Annotated in this window: 28 protein-coding genes; 9 read left to right on the top strand and 19 right to left on the bottom strand. The window is 69.9% G+C overall.

Annotation, left to right across the window (positions count from 1 at the left end; genetic code table 11):
• Positions 1–51: 51 nt before the first annotated feature.
• The 9 genes from WS54_RS30215 to WS54_RS30175 form a co-directional block, all read right to left on the bottom strand.
• Positions 52–438: a DUF3022 domain-containing protein gene (locus WS54_RS30215; protein ID WP_059779973.1), complete on the bottom strand. Its 387-nt coding sequence runs from the start codon at positions 436–438 to the stop codon at positions 52–54.
• Positions 435–596, bottom strand: coding sequence for a DUF1328 family protein (locus WS54_RS30210; protein ID WP_006498332.1), 162 nt, complete (start codon positions 594–596; stop codon positions 435–437). The genes WS54_RS30215 and WS54_RS30210 overlap by 4 nt, the downstream gene beginning before the upstream one ends.
• Positions 597–642: 46 nt before the next feature.
• On the bottom strand, positions 643–831 hold the full coding sequence (locus WS54_RS30205) for a DUF3008 family protein (protein ID WP_034209249.1): 189 nt from the start codon (positions 829–831) through the stop codon (positions 643–645).
• A 71-nt stretch (positions 832–902) separates the two neighbouring features.
• Positions 903–2,336, bottom strand: coding sequence for an RNA polymerase factor sigma-54 (gene rpoN / locus WS54_RS30200; RefSeq protein ID WP_059779974.1), 1,434 nt, complete (start codon positions 2,334–2,336; stop codon positions 903–905).
• Between the two features lie 196 nt (positions 2,337–2,532).
• Positions 2,533–3,042 (bottom strand): DUF892 family protein, encoded by a 510-nt coding sequence (locus WS54_RS30195; RefSeq protein WP_034209251.1) that lies wholly within the window; start codon positions 3,040–3,042, stop codon positions 2,533–2,535.
• Positions 3,043–3,108: 66 nt separating this feature from the next.
• Positions 3,109–3,423, bottom strand: coding sequence for a hypothetical protein (locus WS54_RS30190; protein WP_034209252.1), 315 nt, complete (start codon positions 3,421–3,423; stop codon positions 3,109–3,111).
• A 50-nt stretch (positions 3,424–3,473) separates the two neighbouring features.
• The gene (locus WS54_RS30185) at positions 3,474–3,785 is read right to left on the bottom strand and encodes a hypothetical protein (RefSeq protein ID WP_034209253.1); all 312 of its coding nucleotides are present in this window, start codon (positions 3,783–3,785) and stop codon (positions 3,474–3,476) included.
• On the bottom strand, positions 3,782–4,009 hold the full coding sequence (locus WS54_RS30180; RefSeq protein ID WP_059780011.1) for a hypothetical protein: 228 nt from the start codon (positions 4,007–4,009) through the stop codon (positions 3,782–3,784). Before WS54_RS30180 ends, WS54_RS30185 begins: the two co-directional genes overlap by 4 nt.
• 199 nt (positions 4,010–4,208) lie before the next feature.
• Positions 4,209–4,511, bottom strand: a complete 303-nt coding sequence (locus tag WS54_RS30175; RefSeq protein ID WP_034203633.1) for a hypothetical protein — start codon at positions 4,509–4,511, stop codon at positions 4,209–4,211.
• Positions 4,512–4,678: 167 nt separating this feature from the next.
• Between WS54_RS30175 and WS54_RS30170 the strand changes: the two genes are divergently transcribed.
• From WS54_RS30170 to WS54_RS30160, 3 genes are all read left to right on the top strand, one after another.
• Positions 4,679–4,933: a hypothetical protein gene (locus WS54_RS30170; protein WP_059502854.1), complete on the top strand. Its 255-nt coding sequence runs from the start codon at positions 4,679–4,681 to the stop codon at positions 4,931–4,933.
• A gap of 86 nt (positions 4,934–5,019) precedes the next feature.
• Positions 5,020–5,451: a CBS domain-containing protein gene (locus WS54_RS30165; RefSeq protein ID WP_034209255.1), complete on the top strand. Its 432-nt coding sequence runs from the start codon at positions 5,020–5,022 to the stop codon at positions 5,449–5,451.
• Between the two features lie 92 nt (positions 5,452–5,543).
• Positions 5,544–6,026 (top strand): PRC-barrel domain-containing protein, encoded by a 483-nt coding sequence (locus WS54_RS30160; RefSeq protein ID WP_006498342.1) that lies wholly within the window; start codon positions 5,544–5,546, stop codon positions 6,024–6,026.
• Between the two features lie 101 nt (positions 6,027–6,127).
• Here WS54_RS30160 and WS54_RS30155 read toward each other — a convergent pair whose 3' ends face one another.
• Positions 6,128–6,607: a response regulator gene (locus tag WS54_RS30155; RefSeq protein ID WP_059779975.1), complete on the bottom strand. Its 480-nt coding sequence runs from the start codon at positions 6,605–6,607 to the stop codon at positions 6,128–6,130.
• A gap of 232 nt (positions 6,608–6,839) precedes the next feature.
• On the opposite strand from WS54_RS30155, the gene WS54_RS30150 reads away from it, so the two are divergent.
• Both WS54_RS30150 and WS54_RS30145 read left to right on the top strand, forming a co-directional pair.
• On the top strand, positions 6,840–7,502 hold the full coding sequence (locus WS54_RS30150; RefSeq protein WP_059780012.1) for a UdgX family uracil-DNA binding protein: 663 nt from the start codon (positions 6,840–6,842) through the stop codon (positions 7,500–7,502).
• Positions 7,499–8,791: an NRAMP family divalent metal transporter gene (locus WS54_RS30145; protein ID WP_059779976.1), complete on the top strand. Its 1,293-nt coding sequence runs from the start codon at positions 7,499–7,501 to the stop codon at positions 8,789–8,791. Before WS54_RS30150 ends, WS54_RS30145 begins: the two co-directional genes overlap by 4 nt.
• Positions 8,792–8,885: 94 nt before the next feature.
• Here WS54_RS30145 and WS54_RS30140 read toward each other — a convergent pair whose 3' ends face one another.
• The 7 genes from WS54_RS30140 to WS54_RS30110 all read right to left on the bottom strand — a co-directional run bounded on the left by WS54_RS30140 (position 8,886) and on the right by WS54_RS30110 (position 13,608).
• Complete coding sequence (locus WS54_RS30140; RefSeq protein WP_034209258.1) at positions 8,886–9,497, bottom strand: hypothetical protein; 612 nt, start codon at positions 9,495–9,497, stop codon at positions 8,886–8,888.
• A 59-nt stretch (positions 9,498–9,556) separates the two neighbouring features.
• Positions 9,557–10,171, bottom strand: a complete 615-nt coding sequence (locus tag WS54_RS30135; protein WP_059779977.1) for a DUF4142 domain-containing protein — start codon at positions 10,169–10,171, stop codon at positions 9,557–9,559.
• 34 nt (positions 10,172–10,205) lie between these two features.
• A complete protein-coding gene (locus WS54_RS30130) occupies positions 10,206–11,063 on the bottom strand; it encodes an SDR family oxidoreductase (RefSeq protein WP_034209260.1) in 858 nt (285 codons plus the stop codon).
• Positions 11,064–11,190: 127 nt separating this feature from the next.
• On the bottom strand, positions 11,191–11,757 hold the full coding sequence (locus tag WS54_RS30125) for a hypothetical protein (RefSeq protein WP_034209261.1): 567 nt from the start codon (positions 11,755–11,757) through the stop codon (positions 11,191–11,193).
• Between the two features lie 61 nt (positions 11,758–11,818).
• Positions 11,819–12,118: a DUF2795 domain-containing protein gene (locus WS54_RS30120; RefSeq protein ID WP_034209262.1), complete on the bottom strand. Its 300-nt coding sequence runs from the start codon at positions 12,116–12,118 to the stop codon at positions 11,819–11,821.
• 27 nt (positions 12,119–12,145) lie between these two features.
• Entirely contained in the window at positions 12,146–13,174 is a 1,029-nt protein-coding gene (locus tag WS54_RS30115) for an SDR family oxidoreductase (RefSeq protein ID WP_059779978.1), read from the bottom strand.
• Positions 13,175–13,200: 26 nt separating this feature from the next.
• Positions 13,201–13,608 (bottom strand): BON domain-containing protein, encoded by a 408-nt coding sequence (locus WS54_RS30110; RefSeq protein ID WP_059780013.1) that lies wholly within the window; start codon positions 13,606–13,608, stop codon positions 13,201–13,203.
• Between the two features lie 244 nt (positions 13,609–13,852).
• Between WS54_RS30110 and WS54_RS30100 the strand changes: the two genes are divergently transcribed.
• Together WS54_RS30100 and WS54_RS30095 are read left to right on the top strand one after the other, a co-directional pair.
• Positions 13,853–15,172, top strand: a complete 1,320-nt coding sequence (locus WS54_RS30100; RefSeq protein ID WP_059780014.1) for a glycosyltransferase family 4 protein — start codon at positions 13,853–13,855, stop codon at positions 15,170–15,172.
• On the top strand, positions 15,172–16,218 hold the full coding sequence (locus WS54_RS30095; protein ID WP_034209265.1) for a UDP-glucuronic acid decarboxylase family protein: 1,047 nt from the start codon (positions 15,172–15,174) through the stop codon (positions 16,216–16,218). Before WS54_RS30100 ends, WS54_RS30095 begins: the two co-directional genes overlap by 1 nt.
• Positions 16,219–16,249: 31 nt before the next feature.
• On the opposite strand, the gene WS54_RS30090 is transcribed toward WS54_RS30095, so the two are convergent.
• Entirely contained in the window at positions 16,250–18,556 is a 2,307-nt protein-coding gene (locus WS54_RS30090) for a hybrid sensor histidine kinase/response regulator (protein WP_059779979.1), read from the bottom strand.
• A 119-nt stretch (positions 18,557–18,675) separates the two neighbouring features.
• On the opposite strand from WS54_RS30090, the gene WS54_RS30085 reads away from it, so the two are divergent.
• Positions 18,676–19,371, top strand: a complete 696-nt coding sequence (locus tag WS54_RS30085) for a PIG-L family deacetylase (protein WP_059779980.1) — start codon at positions 18,676–18,678, stop codon at positions 19,369–19,371.
• Entirely contained in the window at positions 19,350–20,273 is a 924-nt protein-coding gene (locus tag WS54_RS30080) for a glycosyltransferase family 2 protein (protein WP_059779981.1), read from the top strand. The genes WS54_RS30085 and WS54_RS30080 overlap by 22 nt, the downstream gene beginning before the upstream one ends.
• A gap of 29 nt (positions 20,274–20,302) precedes the next feature.
• Here the strand turns inward: WS54_RS30080 and WS54_RS30075 are convergent, their stop codons facing one another.
• Positions 20,303–21,670, bottom strand: a complete 1,368-nt coding sequence (locus WS54_RS30075; protein WP_034209269.1) for a sigma-54-dependent transcriptional regulator — start codon at positions 21,668–21,670, stop codon at positions 20,303–20,305.
• Positions 21,671–21,804 lie beyond the last annotated feature (134 nt).

The following is a 21,804-nucleotide window of genomic DNA, read 5'->3' as shown; positions in this document are numbered from 1 at the left end:
GCCGCGAAACGGTCTCGAATGGCCGCGAACGACCGCGGGCCGGCCGTGGCGTCAGGGCACGCGCAGGGCCGCGTCGAATTCGGCGCGCGTCACGTCGAGCGCCACGTTGCATTCGATCGCGGCATCCTCGATGCGCGGCTTGTGCTCGTCCACCGCGCGCCGCGCACGGTCGCACAGCTGCGTGCGCACGCGCAGCCGGTCGGCCGCTTCGAGCGACGCATAGCGTTCGACCACGTCCGCATCGAAGCGCATGTCGACCGCGCAGCGCCATTCGCGTGCGTCCTCGGCGGACGGCACGCGCACCCACGACACGTGGATCGTCAGCCGTCCCGATGCGTCGTCCGCATGCACGACGACGGTCGACTGGGACGGAAAGCCGATCGCGAACGCGTGCTCGAGTTCCCTGACGCGCTGCGACCGGTCGGGCGTCACGCTCATCGTCGCACGACGCCCAGGAGCAGCGTGACCAGGAAGATCACGACGAAGATGTAGAACAGGATCTTCGCGATCTCGGCCGCGCCGGCGGCGATGCCGCCGAAGCCGAACACGGCCGCGATGATCGCGATGACGAAGAAAATGATGGCGTATCGAAGCATGGAACCCTCCTGGATGACAGCAGTCGTCACTAAACGTCGGCGCCGGTCACGCATCGTGCTTGTGTTTCGGTTTGCCGTGCGTGGGCGTGGACGCCATTTTCTCGAGCTCTTTCTCGCTCATCGACTTGGCCATCGATTTCGCCGGCGGCTTGAGATCCTTCATTTTCGCGTCGCCGCGCTTGGCCGACAGCGCGGCCCCCGCGGCACGCTGCTGGGCCTGGGATTTGGCTGGCATGGTTGCGCTCCTCTCGTTGGCGCGCGAGCCGACGCGACGCGCGGCACGCGCGGGTTGGAACAATCGGGCCGTCACGCGGCGTCGCGACGCCGCAGGTCGGCCGGCGGAATCTTCATCGCCTGGCGATACTTCGTCACCGTGCGACGCGCAAGAAGAATGCCGCGGCCCGCGAGGTTCTCGGCGAGCGCGACGTCGGACAGCGGATCGGTCTGCCGCTCGGCCGCGATCATGTCGCGGATCAGCACCTTCGCGGCCGATGCCGAACACACGCCCTTGCCCGCCGCCTCGAGCTTGCGCGGGAAAAAATGCTTGAACTCGAACGTCCCGTGCGGCGTGGCCATGTACTTGTTGCCGGTGGCGCGCGAGACGGTCGATTCGTGCAGGTCGAGTTCTTCCGCGATGTCGCGCAACACGAGCGGCTTCATCGCGATCTCGCCGTAGCGGAAGAAATCGCGCTGTCGCGCGACGATGCATTCGCCCACGCGCTGAATCGTGTCGAAGCGCTTCTGCACGTTGCGGATCAGCCAGCGCGCCTCCTGCAGCTGCTGGCCGAGCGGCGAATCGCGCTCGCCGCTGGACTGCGCGAACAGCGTCGCGTAGCGCTCGTGCAGGCGCGCACGCGGCAGCACGGCCGGATTGATCGTGACGATCCATTCGTCGCGCACCTGGCGCACGATCACGTCGGGCACCACGTAATCGCCGCGCGTGCTGCCGTAGTGATTGCCGGGGCGCGGGTCGAGCCCGCGCACCAGCGCGCAGGCCGCGTGCAGCGTCTGCGCGTTGCAGCCGAGGCGCCGCTGGATCTCGGCCGTCTCGCGGCGCGCGAGCCGCTCCAGATGCTCGCGCGCGATCGCTTTCGCTTCCGCGAGCGCCGGCGTGCCGGCCGGAATCGCATCGAGCTGCAACACCAGGCATTCGGACAACGAACGGGCGGCGATCCCCGGCCGGTCGAGCATCTGCACGAGCCGCAGCGCGACCGCGAGATCCTGCTCCGACAGCAGCCACGCCGGATCGGCGGCGACCAGGAGTTCGGGTAGCGCCTGACGCAGGTAGCCGTCGTCGTCCAGCGCATCGATCACGAGGCGCGCGGCTTCGCGATCGCGCTTGTTGAGCGGATAGAGCCGGAGCGCATCGTGCAGTTGCTGATGCAGCGACGGCTCGGCGGCCATCCATTCGCCGGGCGACAGGCCGTCGCCGTCCTCGCCCTGGCGGCTCGTGCCGCGCGGCGCGGGCGCGGCGGTAAACGGCACCTCGCCATCCGGCGGACGGATTTCGTCGGGCTCGGGCGCCGCGTCGGGCGCGGCTGCTTCGGTCGGCTGCTCGGGCGTCCCGGCAGCCGTTTCCTCGTCGCCCAGACCGTCTTCGAGAAACGGATTCATGTCGAGCGCCTGACGCAATTCCTGTTGAAATTCGAGCGAGGACAACTGCAGCAGCCGCAGCGACTGCTGAAGCCTCGGCGTAAGTGCCAGATGCTGTCGCATCTGCAGCGCAAGCGAGACGGGCATCGAAAGCCTCCTGACGGTTCGGTTCGCGGTATGTCTTCTACCGGACGTCATGCAGCTTCCGTGCCAATCGCGCGAAGCGCGATACGTCGCGGCTCTCGCGGGTTCGAACCCCGTCTCGCCCCATGCCGAGAAAGCTTTTTTACAAGCCGGGGGAAGTTTGGGGCACGCATTTCGCTCGGGGAAAAAACGCGCGTCGTCACCGCTTCGCATCGATGCGGTCGACCGCCGAACGATCGAGAAACGCGGTCGTCAACTCGGGCAGATGACGCAGCAACCATGCGGCCATGTCGCGCTCCTGCTGCAGGATCCGCTCGCAACACGCGCGGATCTCTTCCTCGCCGGCCGCCTGCGCCGCCGCGACGAGCGCCGTGTACGCGGCGATTTCGAGTTGCTCGAACGCATAGCCGGCCAACGCCGTCTTCACGACTTCGTCGTCGGCCAGCATGCCGCTCGCGATCTGCCCGTAGGCGGCGACGCGCGCGGACAGATCCTTGGTCGCCGACGGCGACGTGCCGAGCCGCATCAGGCACGCTTCGACGAGCGCCTGCTGGCCGAGCGTCTCGTCGAGATGCAGCCGAAGCCGATCCTGCAATTGCGGATAGTGACCGACCCGCTTCATCTGCGCGTCGATCATCGTCTCGGCCTGGCGCTCCATCGCGTATGCATCGCGCAGCCAGTCCTCCAGGTGCTCGTGCTGATTCGCCATCGCATTCCTCCGGCCGCATCGCGATGCGGCATGCCGTGACGCGGCGTCGCGTCACGACGCGTCAGGTCAGTACTGCATCGGCGGCGGCGTGCCCGGCAGCGGCGGATCGCCCTGCGTGCCGTTCGGGCCGGGCGGCGGCACGTCGGCCGGCTCGCCGACGGTCGCGCCCTGCGGCATCGTGTTGCCCGGCGACGGACGCGTGTCGTAGCGCGTATTCGCGTCCGGCATCGTCGTGGTCGACTGCCCGCCGCGGCCGTCGGGCGGCGCGGGCGGCGCCGCATGCGCGCCGTACGGGCCGCTGGTCGGTTGCGTGCATGCGCCCAGCGCGCACGCGGCGGCGAACGCGCAGGCGCCCACCCGTATCGTCTGGATCGTGTTCATCGAATCCTCCCGGGAGTCGACGGCCCGGAGCAACGCCGCGGCGGCGCCGCTCAGAGCCGGTTGAAATGGAAATCGCCCGCGTACGCGGTCGGCGTGCGGCGCGCCATCATCGCGTCGAATTCGACTGCGACGCGCGTGAGCGCGCCGCGTTGCCGTTCGACGTCGGCCCGTTCGAGCGCGGCGAAGGCGTCGGGGTCGAACGTGACGGTCAGCGACGCCGGATGGCCGTCGACGTGAAAGCCGACGTGCAATGCACCGGCCGGCTGCTCCTCGACGTGGAACGGCATCTCGCGCGCCTCGAAATGGCGGCCGAGCGTCTCCGCGATGTCGCGCAGCAGGCCGGGTTTCACGCGAATGCTCATTGCAGGCCCTCCCTGCGTACGAGCGGCATCGCGCGCACCGGCGGTTCCGGGGACGGTGGATCGCGTTCCGGCGGCGCATGCCCGGGCGGGTCGCCCTCCGGTTCCCGGTACGGTTCGGGCATGTCCGGCGGCACGTCGTCGGGATCGGGCGGCTCGGGGTCCGGCTCGATGTCGGGGATCGGTGGCTCGGGCCGTTGCAGCCACCGTGCGAGTTCGGGTGTCATCGGCATTTCCTGTCGTGGCGAGGTTCGGATCGATACCGGCGTGACGGCCGCGTATCGACGATTCGCAAACCGAAGCTTCGCAAACCGCGTGCCGTCCGCTCCGTCGCCCCTGCGCGGGCGTCGACGCGCCGCGGCGCGGCTCGACGCGACGCGCCATGCCTTCGCTACACCGTTCGCTGCAAAACTTGCAAGCACGCCGCTACGCGTCGTACGCGGCCATGACCAGCCACAGCTCGCGGCCGTCGTCCCGCACGCGCGCCGCGAGCGCGTACGGATCCGACGGCTCGCACGCGCGCTGCAGCGCGAAGCGCGCCGGCTCGGTCGCCCCGAACGTCTCGTCGCCGAGCGGCCGCACGTCGGCCTTGCCTTCGAACATCCGGCGCTCGGGCCGGTAGATCAGCGGTTCGTGCTTCCACGTGTCGAAATGGCTCTTCACGGAATCGAATCCGCCGCCGCATACGTTCACCTCGTAGCGCACCCCTGGTCGTCGTTTCGGAATCATCGTCGTACCTCCCGCTCGATATGCGCGCAGCAGGCCTGCTGTTGCGCCGTGTCGTCATGGTCGTCGTCGTGGTCGGCGTGGGAGCGGCAAATCACGTGCCGTGCGCGCGGACCGGGAACGCCCGTTGCGCCGGAGGCCGCTCATCGTCCCCGATACGGAGCACCGCCATGAAGGATTCGACCCGGCACGGCCACGACGCACCGGCGCACGAGCGGCAGCCCGACCCGCACCCGCCGCTGAAAGACCAGGACCGCACGCACACGCGCCACTCGGAGCGTCACATCGACAAGCAGCTCGAGGACACGTTTCCGGCGAGCGACCCGCCCGCGACCGGCGGCGTCACGCGCATCGAGCCCGACACGCCGCCCGGCACGCACGACGACGGGCCGTGGCAGGACAAGCGGGAACGCGACGACGAATGACGCGACGCCCCGCGCACGGCATGCGGTTTGCTGGATCGCAGCGGCCGCATCGGCCCATTGCTTCACCCACCGCCAAGGAGAATTTCATGCATCGCGTCAACGAAATCATGTCGCAGGACGTCGTGCGGATCTCGCCGACCGACTCGATCCGTCACGCCGCGCAACTGATGGAGCGCTACGACATCGGCGCGCTGCCCGTGTGCGACAACAACCGGCTGATCGGGATGGTGACGGACCGCGATCTCGCGGTGCGTGCGATCTCGGCCGGCAAGCCGCCGGAGACGCGCATCCACGAGGTCGCGTCCGGCCCGATCGAATGGTGCTTCGACGACGATTCGCTGGACGAGATCCAGCATTACATGGCCGATGCGCAACTGCGCCGGCTGCCCGTCGTCGATCACGACAAGCGCCTGGTCGGCATGCTGTCGCTTGCCGACATCGCGACGCGCACGGCCAGCCCGGAGCGCGACGACGTGGCGAACACGCTGGAAGGCGTGTCGCAACCGAAGCAGACGTGACGGAGCGATTTTCGCCCCGCCCCGACAACCCGCGCGACCCGCAGGGCCCGCCCCCCGGGCACGGTCGCGCCCCACGCAGCCTGGAGGAAACCATGCAGACTCCCGATCAAGGTCAGACCCGCATCATCGGCAAGGGCGCCGCGACGGCGGCCGGCCCCGGCCCCGACGTGATGGCGGCCGATACGCTCGAAGGCGACAAGGTCTATACGACCGACGGCGACGATGTCGGCAAGATCAAGGACATCATGCTCGACGTGCGCTCCGGCCGCATCGCGTACGCGGTGCTGTCGAGCGGCGGCATCCTCGGCATCGGCGACAAGCTCCACGCGATTCCGTGGAGCGCGCTGACGCTCGATACCGAGCGCAAGTGCTTCCTGCTATCGGTATCGTCCGAGCGGATCCGCAACGCGCCGGGGTTCGACAAGGACCACTGGCCGGCGATGGCCGATCCGCAATGGGCCGAGCCGCTGCACGAGTTCTACGGCAGCACCCCGTACTGGAGTGCCGGCGACGAGCTCGGGCTGACCGACCCGACCGAAGACCTCGACGATCCGCGCACGCGCGGCCGCCACTGACCGCCCCGCGACGCGGTGCCGGTTCGCCGGCGCTTCCGTTCGACACGCCCCGCCCGCGCGGGGCGTTTTTTTGCCCGCGCCGCGGGGCGCCGCCGGCCTTTTTACAAGGGTCGTGTAACGCCCTCGTCCGGCGCCACCGCGCCGCCGCTCGCCGATTCGAGGTAGCCCAGCAGCCGGTGCGGCGTCAGCGGCTTCGCGCAATGCGCATCGAAGCCGGCCTCCTTCGCCTGTTCGCGATCCCGCCGCGACGCCAGTCCGCTGCACGCGATCAGCAGCATGTCGGCCGTTCGCGGATCGCCGCGCAGCCGCGTCGCCAGTTCCAGTCCGTCGAGGCCCGGCATCGCGATATCGAGCACGACCGCGAACGGCTGCCAGTCGCGTGCGACGTCGCACACGGCGAACGGATCGTCGGCGACCCGGCACTCGAAGCCGCGCGCCTCGAGCAGCAGGCGCAGCGCGTCCGCCGCATCGCGATAGTCGTCGACGACCAGCACGCGGCGCGGGCGGCGCGGCACGCTGTCGGGGGCGCGCCACAGCAGCACGTCGTCGGCGGCCGGGTCGTCGCCGGGGTCGGGTAGCATCTGCTTCTCCTGTCGTTGGACGGACCTGTCACGCAAGGCGCGCGCCCATACCGACTGCATGCGGCATGCCGGTTGCTGCATGGTTCGCATCGTCGATCCGGGAGTCCTTCATGCGTGCGATGCGGCATCAATCGTCCCGTTTGCGTCCCTCTGCGCGTGCGACCATGCGATCGCCGAAGCGTTCCGCCCGCTCGCCGCGCGCCGCCGCGCCGGCCCGCACCGGAGGCGCCGCATGACCCGCAACGCGCCCGACGCTCCGGCACCGCCGCCCGACGACGAGGCCCCGCGCACGCTCGAGGCGTGCCGCCGCTGCGCGCTGTGGGAACACGCGACGCAGCCGGTGCCGGGCGCCGGGCCCGTCGATGCGACGATCATGCTGGTGGGCGAGCAGCCGGGCGACCAGGAGGACCGCGCGGGCATGCCGTTCGTCGGCGCGGCCGGCCGCATGCTGGACCGCGCGCTCGACGACGCCGGAATCGAACGCTCGCACGTCTACCTGACGAATGCGGTCAAGCACTTCAAATGGGAACCGCGCGGCAAGCGGCGGCTGCACAAGACGCCCGCGCAGCGCGAAGTGGCCGCGTGCCGCTACTGGCTCGAACGCGAGCTGGCGGCCGTACAGCCGCGCGTGGTGGTCGCGCTCGGCGCGACGGCGTTGCGCGCGGTCCTGCAGGACAACGACGCGACGCTCGAGCGCACGCGCGCGCCGGTGCGCACCGACGACGGCCGGCTCGTCGTCGCCACCTATCATCCGTCGTACGTGCTGCGCACGCGCGGCGCCGATTCCCGCGAACATGCATACCGCACGCTGGTCGACGCGCTGCGCACCGCGTCGCGCCTCGCACGCGAGCGACGCCGCGACGGCGGGCGCCCGTCGCACGGGGATGCCGGATGAGCGGACTGGGCGATGGCGCGCGAGCGGCGGCCGAGGCGCCGCCGCCCGCCGCGAAACCGTGGTATCGGCGGCTCGGCCCCGGCCTGCTCGCGGGCGCGTCGGACGCCGATCCGAGCAACGTCGCCGTCTACGCGCAGGCCGGCAGCCAGTTCGGCTTCAACATGCTGTGGATGATCGTCGTCACGCTGCCGATGATGGTCGCCGTGCAGCTCGCGGCGGCGTTCGTCGGGCGACGCAATCGCGAAGGCCTCGTGGCCGGCATCCGCGAACGGTTTTCCGATCGCGTCGCGAAGACGCTGATCGCGATGGTCGTGATCGTCAACGTCGTGAACGTCGGCGCCGACCTCGCGGCGATGGGCGACGCGACGGCGCTCGTCGTCGGCGGCCGCAGCTACTGGTATGCGCCGCTCTATGGAATCGCATCGCTGGCGTTGCAGGTGATGCTGTCATACGAACGCTACGCGCGCTGGCTGAAATGGATGACGCTCGGCCTGATCGCGTACGTGCTCGAACTCGGCTTCGTGCACGTCGACTGGGGCGGCGTGCTGCATGCGATCGTGCTGCCGCAGATCGCGTTCACGCATGCGTATGCGACCACCGCGGTCGCCGTGCTCGGCACGACGCTGAGCCCGTACCTGTTCGTGTGGCAGGCCGCGCTCGAAGTCGAGCAAACCACGGCCGAGCAAAAGAACGGCGAGCGCGACACGCGCCGCGAGACCGAACAACGCGTCACGGTCGATACCTGGACCGGCATGGTCGTCACCAACGCCGTGTCGTTCTGCATCATGGTGATCGGCGCGGCCGTCTTCTTCGCGCACGGCCGACACGACATCGGCAGCACCGCGCAGGCTGCCGAGGCGCTGCGGCCGATCGCCGGCGAAGCCGCGTTCCTGGTGTTCGCGTTCGGCATCGTCGGCTGCGGGCTGCTCGCGATTCCCGCGTTCGCGGGCAGCGCCGCCTACGGTTGCGCGGAAGCCTGGCGGTTCCGCGAAGGGCTGAACGAGCCCGTGCGGCGCGCGCCCGCGTTCTACACGGTGCTGGCGCTGTGCGTGATCGTCGGCATCGCGATCTGCTTCAGCCCGATCGACCCGATCCGGGCGTTGTACTGGAGCGCCGTGCTCAACGGCGTCGCGGCGGTGCCGATGCTCGTGCTCGTGATGCTGCTGTCGGGCAAGCGCGAGGCGGCCGGCCAGCCCGGAAGCGGCCCGGTATCGAAACTGTTCGGCTGGGTGGCGGTCGCGCTGATGGCGGCGTCGGTGGTGACGATGCTCGTCGACCTGCTGACGTGAAGGACCGACACAATCGATCGATGTCGGTTGCGCACGCAACCTTCATGGGCGGCGGGCGGGCGCTGCGCGGAGCGCGACGCCGCCCGCCCGGGCGTTACATCATCTTGCCGCGCGAGCGCTCGGCACGTGCCGCATCGGCGGCGGATTCCACCTTCTTCACTTCCTCCGGCGGCGGCAGCACCGCCTTGAAGCCCATCGACTCGATCCACATCTCGCGCGCCCAGCCGCGCGTGTGATACAGATGATGATCCTCGTCGGCCTCCACCTCGTCGTGCGCGGCCTTCAGCGCCTTCGCGGCGTCACTGTCGGGCAACTGGTCGGCCGCGTAGCCGATCAGCTCCCAGTTCAGGTGATCCTTGGTTTCGGCCAGCACCACGCACTCGGCTGCCACCACCTGCGCGACGGCCGGGTCGGCCTGCTTCTTCGCCTGCTCGATCACCTGCACCAGCGACTTTCCGGTGGCGGCCACCGCGGCGCGTCCCGGCGATTGCGCATCGGGATCGAGGCCGAGCGTTTCGAATACCTTGCGCAGCACCTCCTGGTGATGCAGCGTCTCGCGGTGGTACTTCTCCCATTCCTTGTGCAGATCCTCGTCGGTCGCGCACTGGAGCGCGGCCTCGTAGATCTGCGCACCGCCAAGCTCGGTCTCGTATGCCTGGCAGAGCAGTTCGAGGATGCCTTCGTGCTTCGATTGCCGTTGGGCCATGACTGCTTCTCCGAAAAAGCGGGCCGCCCGTGCGGCCCGAGGGTGGAACCGGGCGCGCGTTATTGCGCGCCCACCTTGCGTGCAACCGTCTCTGCCATGCTCAGGTGATGCTTGAGCGTCGGCAGCGTGGACTTGGCGAACGCGCGCAGTTGCGCATCCTTGCCGTCGCGCGCTTCGTCTTCGAACAACGCGACCGCCTTCTTGTGTGCATCGGGGCCGGCCGCCGCCAGATACGCGGTGTCGAAATCGCGCCCGCTCTTGCCGCGTAGCGCCTCCACGTCGGGATCCGAAATCTGGTCGACCTGCGGTTTCATGCCCTTGCGCGCGGCGAGTTCCTCGAGCTTCGCGTTCGCCTTGCCGTGATCCGCGACCATCCGTTTCGCGAACGCGCGTACGTCCGCCGACTGCGCCTGCTTCAGCGCGAGCTGGCTGGCTTGCACTTCCGCCTTGCCGGCCATCGCGGCCTTGTCGACGAACTCCGCGTCGGCGCCCTTCGGCGCTTTCGCGATGCCGGGATCGCCCGCGGCGCCCGCGCCCGACGACGGATTGATCACGCCGCCCGGCACATGCGAATTCGACGCCGGCGGCTCGCTCGGCATCTGCGCGCGGGCGAGGCCCGACACGGCGAGCACGCCGGCGGCGAGCGCGGCGATCGTCCAGTTGGGTTGTCTCATCTGCTTTCTCCTTGGCATTGCGTGAGTGCGGCCGTCAGCCGCCGACGATCGAGCCGCCGTTCGGATGCAGCGTCTGCCCGGTCATGTAGCTCGCGCCGTCCGACGCGAGCAGCACGTAGCAGTCGATCAGTTCGTCCGGCTGCCCCGGCCGCTTGAGCGGCACGTTCGAGCCGAATTTCGCGACTTGTTCGGGCGTGAACGTCGACGGAATCAGCGGCGTCCAGATCGGCCCCGGCGCGACCGCGTTCACGCGGATGTCGCGCTCGGCCAGCTCGATCGACAACGACCGCGTGAACGCGACGATCGCGCCCTTGGTCGCCGAGTAGTCGGGGAGTTTCGGGCTGCCGTGATAGGCGGTGACCGACGCCGTGTTGACGATGCGCCCGCCCGCCTTCAGGTGCGGCAGCGCAGCCTGCGTGCAGAAGAACATCCCGTACACGTTCGTGCGGAACGTGCGTTCGAGCTGTTCCTCGGACACGTCCTCGATGCCCGGCTGCGGATGCTGCTCGCCCGCGTTGTTCACGAGCACGTCGAGACGGCCGAGCCGTTCGACCGTGCGCGCCACCGCGTCGCGCGCCTGCCGGCGATCGCCGACGTCGCATGCGATCGCCTCGCAGCGACGGCCGGCCTGCTCGATCAGCTGCTTCGTATGGGCGGCGTCGTCGGATTCCTTCAGGTAGACGATCGCGACGTCCGCACCTTCCTTCGCGAAGCCGATCGCCACCGCGCGGCCGATCCCGCTGTCGCCGCCCGTCACCAGCGCGACCTTGCCGGCGAGCTTGCCGCTGCCGACGTAGTCGGCCGCTTCGTCGCGCGGCTTCGGATGCATCTCGCGCTCGGTGCCCGGCCGATGCGACTGCTTCTGCGGCGGCGGGGTCTGTTCGTGGGTCATGGGTTCCTCCTTGAACGAATGCCGCCGATGCCGCGCAAGCGGCGTGCCGCGTGCGCCGCACGCCGGCCTGCGCGCGGCGACCGTGTTTCGACGGTTGGCGTTGCAAGCGTCTGGAAAAAGGACGTATTCAGCGCGGGCCGCCGGACGCGGCTTCGTCGGGCCGGCGCACCGGATCGAAATCGCGCCATTCGCCGTCCTGCCAGTCGCCTTCGACGCGCTCGATCGACTTCGCGCCAGTCGCGCGCAGCACGTCTTCCGCGGTCGTCGCGGTGTCGGGCGTCACGCGCGCGGCGAGGATCACGCCGGTTTCGCTTTGCGCGAGCGTGCCCTTGCCTTCGGCCTGCTCGCCGCGCATCCGGCCGAGCGCGCCGCCGAACGCGCCGAGATACGCGCCGGCCAGCGCGCCCGCGGCCGGCACGAACCAGTAGCGCACGCCGAGCGCATACACGATCAATCCGACGACGACGCCGATCAGCAAGCCGCGAATCGCGCCGACCATCGCGCCGCGGCCGCCCGGTTTCGCCGCCGTATCGGCATACACGTCGCCACCGATCGGAAAGCGCGCGTGCTGGCCGCCGGGGTTCAGGAAGAAGATCGACACGTCGTCGCGCCCGAACGCGCGCTCGTAAAGGTGACGCGCCCCACCTTCCGCTTCATCGAACGTCGTGAAACGGCCTGCGACGATCATCGCCATGGTCGTGCTCCTCGTGATGGGTGCGCCGCGCGCTCGCGCACGCGGCGCGACGGGGCGGCGCCTACATCAGCCGCCCGAGTTCCTTCGATACCGACGCCGGCGTGTCGTACTCGCGCTCGGGAATCTTGCGCAGCATGTCGAGCACCTCGCGGTCGGCATGCGCGCGTTCCGCGCACTGCACGACGTCCGACTTGCTGGCCGGGTAGTCCATCCCCTTCAGCGCCTTCTGCACGTCGACCGGGCTCGGCGGTTTGCCGTGCCCCGTCTGGTGCCCGCCCTTGTCGTGGTCCTGCTGCGTGCGCTCGCCTTCGTGCGCGCGCGAGTGGCTGTATTCGTGGCCCGTATGTTGTCGGGATGTCATGAAAGCCTCCTTGGAAAATCGATGAAATCACGCGGACGAGCGGCGCGAGCGCGCGTACGCGGCAAACACCACCGCCGCCGCGCCCAGCGCGACCGCGCCGGCGACCTTCGGCCGCTGCACCACCGTGTTGTACGCACAGCTGCGCAGCACCGGCCCTTCCATGCCCTCGCGCTCGTGCAGCGCGTGGCGCGAGTCGTACAGCGCGTTGTCGTCGCGCGGCCGCGCGGGGCGCACAGTGCGCTGGCCGCGCGAGAACAGCGTGGCCGCGACGCGATCGAACAGGCGCGGCGCGTGGTACGCGCTCGCCGACGTGAACTTCGCGGCGCCGCCGACGAACAGCGTGCGGCGCGCGTGCGCGGCCGCGAACAGGATCGCGTCGGCCACCAGGTCGGGGTCGTAGATCGGCGGCGGCAGCTTCGCCTCGACGTTCATGTAGTTCTTCGCGTGCATCACGAACATCGTGTCGATCGCGGCGGGCTTGATCAGCGTGACGGACACCGGCAGGTGGTCCGCTTCCATCTCGAGCCGCAGCGAATCGGTGAAGCCTTTCACCGCGTGTTTCGACGCGACGTATGCGCTTTGCAGCGGCACGGGCGCGTCGGACGCCTCGCTGCCCATGTTGATGATCGCGCCGCCGTGGAAATCGCTTTTGCGCCGGAAATGGTCGGCCGCGACGAGCGAGCCGTGCACGACGCCCCAGTAGTTGGTGTCGAACAGCCGGCGCTGATCCTCGAGCGGTACCGCGGCCGCCGTGCCGAAGATCGACACGCCCGCGTTGTTGACCCAGGTGTCGAAGCCGCCGTACGTGTCGGCCGCCGCCGCGGCCGCGCGCTGCAGATCCTCGATATTGCCGACGTCGCCGGCGACCGGCACCGCGAGGCCGCCGTGCTGGCGGATTTCCTCGCACAGCGTGTTCAGCGCTTCCTCGTTGCGCGCGAACAGCACGAGCTTCGCGCCGCGCCGTGCCGCCTTGCGCGCGGTGACGAGACCGATGCCGCTGGTCGCGCCGGTGATGACGATCGTCTGTTCGCCGACGGGTTTGAGCATGCAGTTCATCGCTGGACTCCTTTGCGGCCGCGCGGTTATTTGGGCCGGATGGTCAACTGGTCGCGCACGGACTGCACGCCGTCCACCTGCTTCACGACGCCGACGGCCTGCGTGCGCTGCTGCTCGTCGGGCACGCTGCCGGTCAGCGTCACGGTGCCGTGCCGCGTCTTCACGTGGATGTCGCCGGCCGACAGGCCGCTCGTGCCGACGAGTTCCGCTTTCGCCTTGGTCGTGATCGTCGCGTCGCGGATCTTCGTGCCGGTACTCGAATGCGACGACGACGACGTCGACGACGATGCGGCGCCGTCGTCGCCGGCGGCGACCGCGTTCGGCGCGACGACCATGCACGCGGTGGCCGCGGCGATCGCGACCGCCATGCCGGTGCGCACCGCACGCTGGCGGCGGATGCGCGGGGAGCGGGCTTGCAGCTGGAATACCTTCATCGTGACCTCCTTTTCATCGGGCCGGGCGAGCCGGCAGGTGAACAGAGGTCGCGCAAATCGCGTGCCGCGGCGTGCGCGCCGCATGCCGGCGGGAAACCGCGATCAGACGCCCTTTCATCCAACGCGTTGTAATTTTTTCGGCACAGCGGGAAGCGGTTTTCCCCGCAATCCGGCGGGCATGCCGATTGCCGATGTACCGACGACGGCGGCCCATGAGCGCGGCCCCGATATCGGGAGCAAGACCATGCAAAGAATCGCGTTGATCAGTGAACATGCATCGCCGCTGGGCGTGATCGGTGGCGTCGACGCCGGCGGTCAGAACATCTATGTCGCGAACGTCGCGAAGCAGCTCGCGGAGCGCGGCCTCGACGTCGACGTCTACACGCGCTGCGACAATCCGCATTTGCCGGAAGTCGTGCCGATCGGCTCGCACATGCGCGTGATCCACGTGCCGGCCGGGCCGCCGACCGACGTGCCCAAGGAGCGGCTGTTGCCGTACATGGGCGCATTCGCGCAATACATGATCGCGCGCATGCGGCGCGAGCCCGACCCGGTCGACGTGATGCACGCGAACTTCTTCATGTCGGGCGACGCGGCGCTGCGCGTGAAAAAAGCGCTCGGCATCCCGCTCGTCACGACGTTCCATGCGCTCGGCCGCGTGCGGCGGCTGCACCAGGGCACGGCCGACGGCTTCCCCGATGCGCGCTTCGCGATCGAGGACACGCTCGCCCGCCGCTCGGACCGCCTGATCGCCGAATGCCCTCAGGATGCGCTCGATCTGACGACCCACTATCGCGCCGACACCGCGCGCATCGAGATCGTGCCGTGCGGCTTCGACGAGCGGGAATTCCGGCCGGTGCCGCGCGTGGATGCACGCGCGCGGCTGGGCTGGCCGCAGGACGCGTTCGTCGTGCTGCAACTGGGCCGCCTGGTGCCGCGCAAGGGCATCGATACCGTGATCGATGCGCTCGCGCGCATGCCGCGCGATCCGCAGCGGCCGACGCACCTGTACGTCGTCGGCGGCAGCCAGGCGACGCCCGACCCCGCACGCGACCCGGAACTCGCGCGGCTCGCCGCATTCGCGCACGAACTCGGGATTGCCAACCGCGTGACCTTCGTCGGCCGGCGCGATCGCGACGCGCTGCACCTGTACTACAGCGCGGCCGACGTGTTCGTGACGACGCCGTGGTACGAGCCGTTCGGCATCACGCCGGTCGAGGCGATGGCGTGCGCGGCGGCGGTGATCGGCAGCGACGTCGGCGGCATCCGCACGACGGTCGACGACGGCACGACCGGCTATCTCGTGCCGCCGCGCGACCCGGCCGCGCTGGCCGCGCGCCTCGTGCAACTGCGCGCGAAGCCCGAGCTGTGCGCGGCGCTCGGCCGCGCCGGCTACCTGCGCGCGCATCGCTTCTACACCTGGCAAGGCGTGGCCGACCGGCTCGTCGACATCTATCGCGACGTCGCCCACGCGCAGCGCGCCGGCACGTCGGCCGGCACCGGCCGGCGCACGCCCGTCGGCACCGCCACGGCCATGCTCGCACACCGCAAGGAGAATACGTAATGAAGGGCTACGATCGAAAACGCGTGCTCGTCACCGGCGGCGCCGGCTTCCTGGGTTCGCATCTGTGCGAACGGCTCGTGACGGCCGGCCACGACGTGCTGTGCGTCGACAATTTCTACACGGGCACGAAGGACAACATCGCGCACCTGCTCGATGCGCCGAACTTCGAGCTGATGCGCCACGACGTGACGTTTCCGCTCTACGTCGAAGTCGACGAGATCTACAACCTCGCGTGCCCGGCGTCGCCCATTCACTATCAGCGCGACCCCGTGCAGACGACGAAGACCAGCGTGCACGGCGCGATCAACCTGCTCGGCCTCGCGAAACGCGTGAAGGCGCGCATCCTGCAGGCGTCGACGAGCGAGGTGTACGGCGACCCCGACGTCCATCCGCAGGACGAGCACTATTGCGGCCGCGTCAATCCGACCGGCATCCGCGCGTGCTACGACGAAGGCAAACGCTGCGCGGAAACGCTGTTCGCGGACTATCACCGCCAGTACGGCGTCGACGTGCGGATCGCGCGGATCTTCAATACGTACGGCCCGCGCATGCACCCGGCCGACGGGCGCGTGGTGTCGAACTTCGTCACGCAGGCGCTCGCGGAACAGCCGTTGACCGTCTACGGCGACGGCAAGCAGACGCGCTCGTTCTGCTACGTGGACGACATGGTCGATGCGTTGGTCCGGCTGATGGACGAACCGGGCGATGCGAGCGAGCCGGTCAATCTCGGCAGCGACGTCGAGATCGCGATGATCGACGTTGCGCGGGAGGTCGTGCGTATCGTCGGCGCGACCGTACCGATCGAATTCCGGCCGCTGCCGTCCGACGATCCGCGCCAGCGGCGGCCGAATCTGGCCGCCGCGCAGAAGCGGCTCGGCTGGCGCGCGACGACGACGTTCGCGAACGGGCTCGCGCATACCGCGCGCTACTTCATTCAACGTCAGGTCACGCACCACACGCCCGGCGACCTCGTGCGCAGCACGCGCATCGCGTCGCATCTGCTCGCGCAAGTGCACACGCAGAACCGGCCGGCGCCGACCACCTGACGCGGCCGGGGCGCAAAGCGCGTCAGCCGCGTCAGCCGTCGCGCTTCGTCACGTGCACGATCTTGTGCGCCAGTTCGCGCACGTCGACCGGCTTGCACAGGTAGCCGTCGAAGCCGGCCTCCAGCGCGCGGCGTTCGTCGGCGAGGCCCGCGTGCGCGGTGACGGCCAGCACGCGCACGTCGGGCGGGCCGCTGTCGCCGTTCATCGTGCCGCGCCGCAATGCGTCCAGCAGCCAGAAGCCGTCGCCGTCGGGCATCGCGAGATCGGACAGCACGACCGTCGGCCGCATGTCGGCCGCCATCGCGAGCGCTTCGCGCCCCGACGACGCGATCGCGACGGCCGCGCCGAACGTGGTCAGCGCGGCCGTGAGGCTGGCACGCGTGGTCGGATCGTCGTCGACGATCAGGATGCGCTGCGTATCGAGCACGAGCGCGTCGCGACGGCTGCCCGCCTGCACGATTCCCCACGCTATCGCGCCGCCCGGCTGCCACCCGGCCGGCAGCGTCACCGTGAACGTCGTGCCGCGATCGCGGCCCGCGCTCGCGACGGTCACCCGGCCGCCGTGCAGCTGCGCGATGTGCCGCACGATCGACAGGCCGAGACCGAGCCCCCGCCGCGGCGACGCGGGCGAATCGTCCGCACGGCGGAACATGTCGAACACGTACGGCACGAACTCCGGCGCGACGCCCTGCCCCGTATCGGCGACGGTCAGCACCGCATGCGCGTCGTCGCGCGCAAGCCCGACCCTCACGCTGCCGCCGGCCGGCGTGAATTTCAGCGCATTCGAAATGAGGTTCGACAGCATCTGCCGCAACCGCTCGGCGTCGCCCGACACGATGCACGCCGACGCGTCGCAGTCGAATTCGAGCATGATGCCGGCCGACGATGCGGCGGTCTGGAACGTGCCGACCTGGTCGGAGAACAGCCGGACGATGTCGACCGGCGTCGTGTCGAGCCGCAGCTTGCCGGTCGCGAGCGACGACGCATCGAGGATGTCGCCGACCATCCGCGTGAGCGAACGCGCGCTGCGGTCGATCGCATCGATGGCCTGATGCTGCAGCGCGTGGTCGCCGGTATTGCGCAGCACCTCGATCCACCCGTAGATCACGTTCAGCGGCGTGCGCAATTCGTGCGACACCGTGGCCAGCAGCTCGTCCTTCAGCCGGTTCGACGTGTCGGCCTGCTCGCGCGCATGGCGCGCGCCCTGCAACGAGCGCTGCGCCCCGAGGTCGTGCCGGCGCTGCGCGCCGGTTTCGCGCAGCGTCAGCGACAGCGCGACGCAGGCCCGCGCGTCGCCCTGCACCGGGCACGCCGATACCGTCGCCCGAAACCGCCGGCCGTCGCGCCGCACGCACAGCAGTTCGAGCGGCCCGACCGGCTCGCGCATCGCGTCGAACGATTGGGCGAGCGGATGGCGCCGCAACCAGCGCGGCGCGATCAGCGTGTCGAACCGGCGGCCGCGCGCATCGGCCTCGTCGTACCCGAAGATCCGCTGCGCGGTCGGGTTCCAGCTCGCGATGCGGCCGTCGGCGTCGATCCCGACGATCGCATCCGGCGATGCATCGACGACCGCATGCAGCAGCCGCGACGCGTCGACGCGCGCACGGTCCGCGCCGGCATCGCGCAGCAACAACACCGCGCCGTCGAGATTGCCGTCCGTATCGCCCATCGGCGACGCGACCGCGACGATCGGCACCGGATCGCCGTTGCCGGCCTGCAGCCAGTGCCGGTCGGACGTCGCGTCGGCGCCGCCGAGCGCGCGATCGAGCGGCGTGGTCGGCACGCGGCGGCCTTCGTGGTCGACGATCCGCAGCACGTCGCGCACCGGCCGCCCCATCGCGTCGTCCGGCCGGCAGCCGACGAGTTCGGCAGCGGCCGCGTTGAGATAGGTGAGCCGGCCTGTCGCATCGGTCGCGATCACGCCGTGCGGCAGCGCGCCCAGCACGGCTTCGAGCTGCCGGCGCGCGGCCGCCTCGCGCCGGCCGGCGCGATCGTTCGTGACGCGCGTGTGATGCAGCATCGACGCGATCGCGCACACCAGCGCGCCGATCAGCATGAAGGTGCCGAGTTGCACGAGCCGCTCGGGCAGCGGCGCCGTATAAGCGGCCGGGTCGGACAGGAACAGCGTCCACACGAGCAGCCCGCTGACCACGGTCGACACGATGCCGAACAGGAACGATGTCACCCACGCGGCGCCGGCGAGCAGCGGGTAATACAGCACGAACGGCAAATTCACGCCGCCGAACCGGATCGCGAGCGTCTGCAGCACGGTCGCGATCGCGACCAGCATCACGGCCGTTGCGTAATTTCCGGCCTGCGGCCGTGCAATTTCGGTCATTGAACACGCTCCTGCGGGAACAGTCGACAGCGGGCGCCGGGGGCGCCGCCGGCGGGCACGGCGCATGCTGGCCGATCGGCACCGGCGGCCCGGCCGCTCACGATGGAGATCCTCACGCCATGCCCGACCCGACACGCTGGCTCGTCGTCTCGCCGCATCTCGACGATGCCGTCTTCAGTTGCGGACAACTGCTCGCGCAGGCGCCCGGCTCGATCGTCGTCACCGTATTCGCGGGGATCCCGCCGCACGGCACGCCCGCGCCGCCGTGGGATCGCCGCGCAGGGTTTCGCGACGCCGACGAAGCGGTGCGCGCGCGCCGCGACGAAGACCGCCGCGCGCTCGCGCTGCTCGACGCACGCCCCGTGTGGCTCGACTTCCTCGACGATCAGTACGGCATGCCGGCCACGTCGACCGCGATCGCGGCGCGCGTGGCCGCGACGATCGACGCGCACCCGGGCTTCGACGTGCTCGCGCCGGCCGGCCTGTTCCACCGCGATCACCTGCAGGTGCAGGAAGCCATGCTGTCGCTGCTGCGCGAAGACGATCCGGCGCGCATCTGGCGCTTCTACGAGGACGTGCCGTATCGCCGCATCGACGGGCTGATGGCCAGGCGCCTGATCGGCTGGCGCGAGCGCGGCTGGGTCGCGCACCCGGTCGCGCCGCCCGCCGGCCGCGATGCGACGGGCGCCGCCGCGAAAGCCGCCGCCGTCGATGCCTATGCGAGCCAGGTAATGCTGTTCGAACCTCATATGCGCGCCGCTCTCCACGAACCCGAAACGATCTGGCGGCTCGAATGCGACGTCACGTCCGCGTAACGCCCGCGCGCATCGCGCTGCCGCCGGGCGAACCGCGCATGACCGCCATCGTGCTGACCTGCCGGCGCGCCGCCGAACTCGCGCGCACGCTCGACCATCTTTCCGCGCTGCCCGATCGGCCGGCGATCGTCGTCGTCGACAACGGGGCGGACGCCGAGACGGCCGCGCTGATCCGCGAGCGCTTCGCGCATGTCGCGCTCGTGCATGCGCCGGGCAACCTCGGCGCGGCCGGCCGCAATCTCGGCGTCGCCGTGGCGCGCACGCGCCATGTCGCGTTTTGCGACGACGACACGTGGTGGGCGCCCGGTTCGATCGCCGAAGCCGCGAACCTGCTCGACGCGTATCCGCACGTCGCGGCCGTCACCGCACGCGTGCTCGTCGGCCCCGACCGACGCGAGGACCCGACCTGCCGGCTGATGGCCGACAGCCCGCTGGACGCGCCCGTCGCGCTGCCGGGCCGCGCGATCCTCGGGCTGCTGGCCGGCGCGACCGCGTTCCGGCGCGACGCGTTCGTACGCGCGGGCGGCTACCATCCGCGCTACTTTCTCGGCGGCGAGGAAGCGCTGCTCGCGCTCGATCTGTGTCGCGCCGGCCACTGGCTCGTGTATGCGCCGCACCTGACGGTCCATCACTACCCGTCGGCGCAGCGCGACCGGCCCACGCGCGCGCGCACCGCCGCCCGCAACGCGGTATGGACGGCGTGGCTCAGATGGCCGGCCGCGGCCGCGTGGCTGCATACGGTGCGCATGTTGCCGCTGCTGCGCCGCGAACGGGCGATCGTGCGCACGTTCGCCGGCCTGCCGTGGATCGTGCGCGAACGACGCGCGATTCCGCCGCACGTCGAACGCATGCGGCGGAGGCTCGAGCGCGACGCGCACCGCGAGGCCGAAACGGGACCATGAACGGAACCCTGAGCGCGAGCGGGGCCACATCAGGAGTCCGGTTTTTCCGTTTCGTCTTCCAGTTGCGCGAGCCGGTTGTAAATCGTCTTCAGGCTGACGTCGAGCACCTCGGCCGCCTGCGCCTTCACGCCGCCGCATTGCGCGATCGTGCCGAGGATCAGCTTGCGGTCGACCTCCTCGAGCGGCGTGCCGAACGGCACCGTCACGCGATCTTCATGCGAATCGACCATGCTCGACAACTCGTCCATGATCGGCGGAGGCAGCGTCTCGATCACGTCGGCATCGGTGAAGATGCTCGCGCGCTGCACGAAGTTGCGCAGCTCGCGCACGTTGCCGGGCCATTCGTAGCCCTTCAGCGCTTCGCGGGCAGCGGGCGAGAAACGCAGGTTGCGGCCGCTCTCCTCGTTGTAGCGCTGCAGGAACGCATCGGCGAGCATCGGGATGTCGTCGCCGCGCTCGCGCAGCGACGGCAGCGGAATCGGGAACACGTTGATCCGGTGGAACAGGTCGGGCCGCAGCTTGCCCTCCGCCATCGCCGCTTCCGGGTCGCGGTTCGTCGCGGCGACGATGCGCACGTCGACGTCGATCTCGCGCGTCGAGCCGAGCCGCGTGACGCGCCCGGTCTCCAGCACGCGCAGCAGCTTGACCTGCGATTCGACCGGCATCTCGGTGATTTCGTCGAGAAACAGCGTGCCGCCGTCCGCCCGTTCGAAGAAGCCCTTGTGCTGGCGTTCCGCGCCGGTGAAACTGCCGCGGTCGTGGCCGAACATCTCGCTCTCGACGAGATTCGCGGCGATCGCGCCGCAGTTCACCGCGAGGAACGGGCCACGGCGGCGCAGGCTGAGGTCGTGCACGGTTTGCGCGGCGAGTTCCTTGCCGGTGCCCGATTCGCCGGTGAGCAGCACCGACGCTTCGGTGCGCGCGACGCGGCCGATTGCATCGTAGACGGCCTGCATCGCCGGCGAGCTGCCAAGCATGCGGCCGAACCGGCCGAGCCGCTGCAGCTCCGAGCGCAGCTCCGCGATTTCCTCGTGCAGCGCGGTCGTGCGCGGCACGCGCGCGAAGATGCTGTTCAGCCGCTGCATGTTGAGCGGCTTCACCAGATAGTCGGTCGCGCCGCGCCGCAACGCGTCGATCGCGGTTTCGAGGCTCGCGTGGCCGGTGGTCAACACCATTTCGCAATGCCCGCGCTTGGGCAATGCGTCGAACAGATCCATCCCGTTGCCGTCGGGCAGCACGAGGTCGCACAGCACGAGATCGGGGGTATGCGTCGAGACGAGCGTGCGCGCTTCTTCAAGCGTCGCAGCCGTATCGCACGAAAGCTGCTGCGTGCGTGCGAGCGTGGCCAGCATCGTTCGCGTATCGGCGTCGTCTTCGACGATCAGGACGTAAGGCATCGAGGCTCCTTTTAATGCGGCCCGGCGCATGCGTGGGCCGGCACCGCGACACGTGCAGCGTCGTGCACGCATCGGGCACACGACGCATCTTCAACGCTGCACACGATCGGGCAGACAAGCGGTCCTGCACTGAA

This window comes from Burkholderia sp. NRF60-BP8 (assembly GCF_001522585.2).
In the GTDB taxonomy this organism is placed as follows: domain Bacteria; phylum Pseudomonadota; class Gammaproteobacteria; order Burkholderiales; family Burkholderiaceae; genus Burkholderia.
Note: the sequence above shows the minus strand (reverse complement) of the source record. Positions and strands in the feature narration are given on the sequence as shown.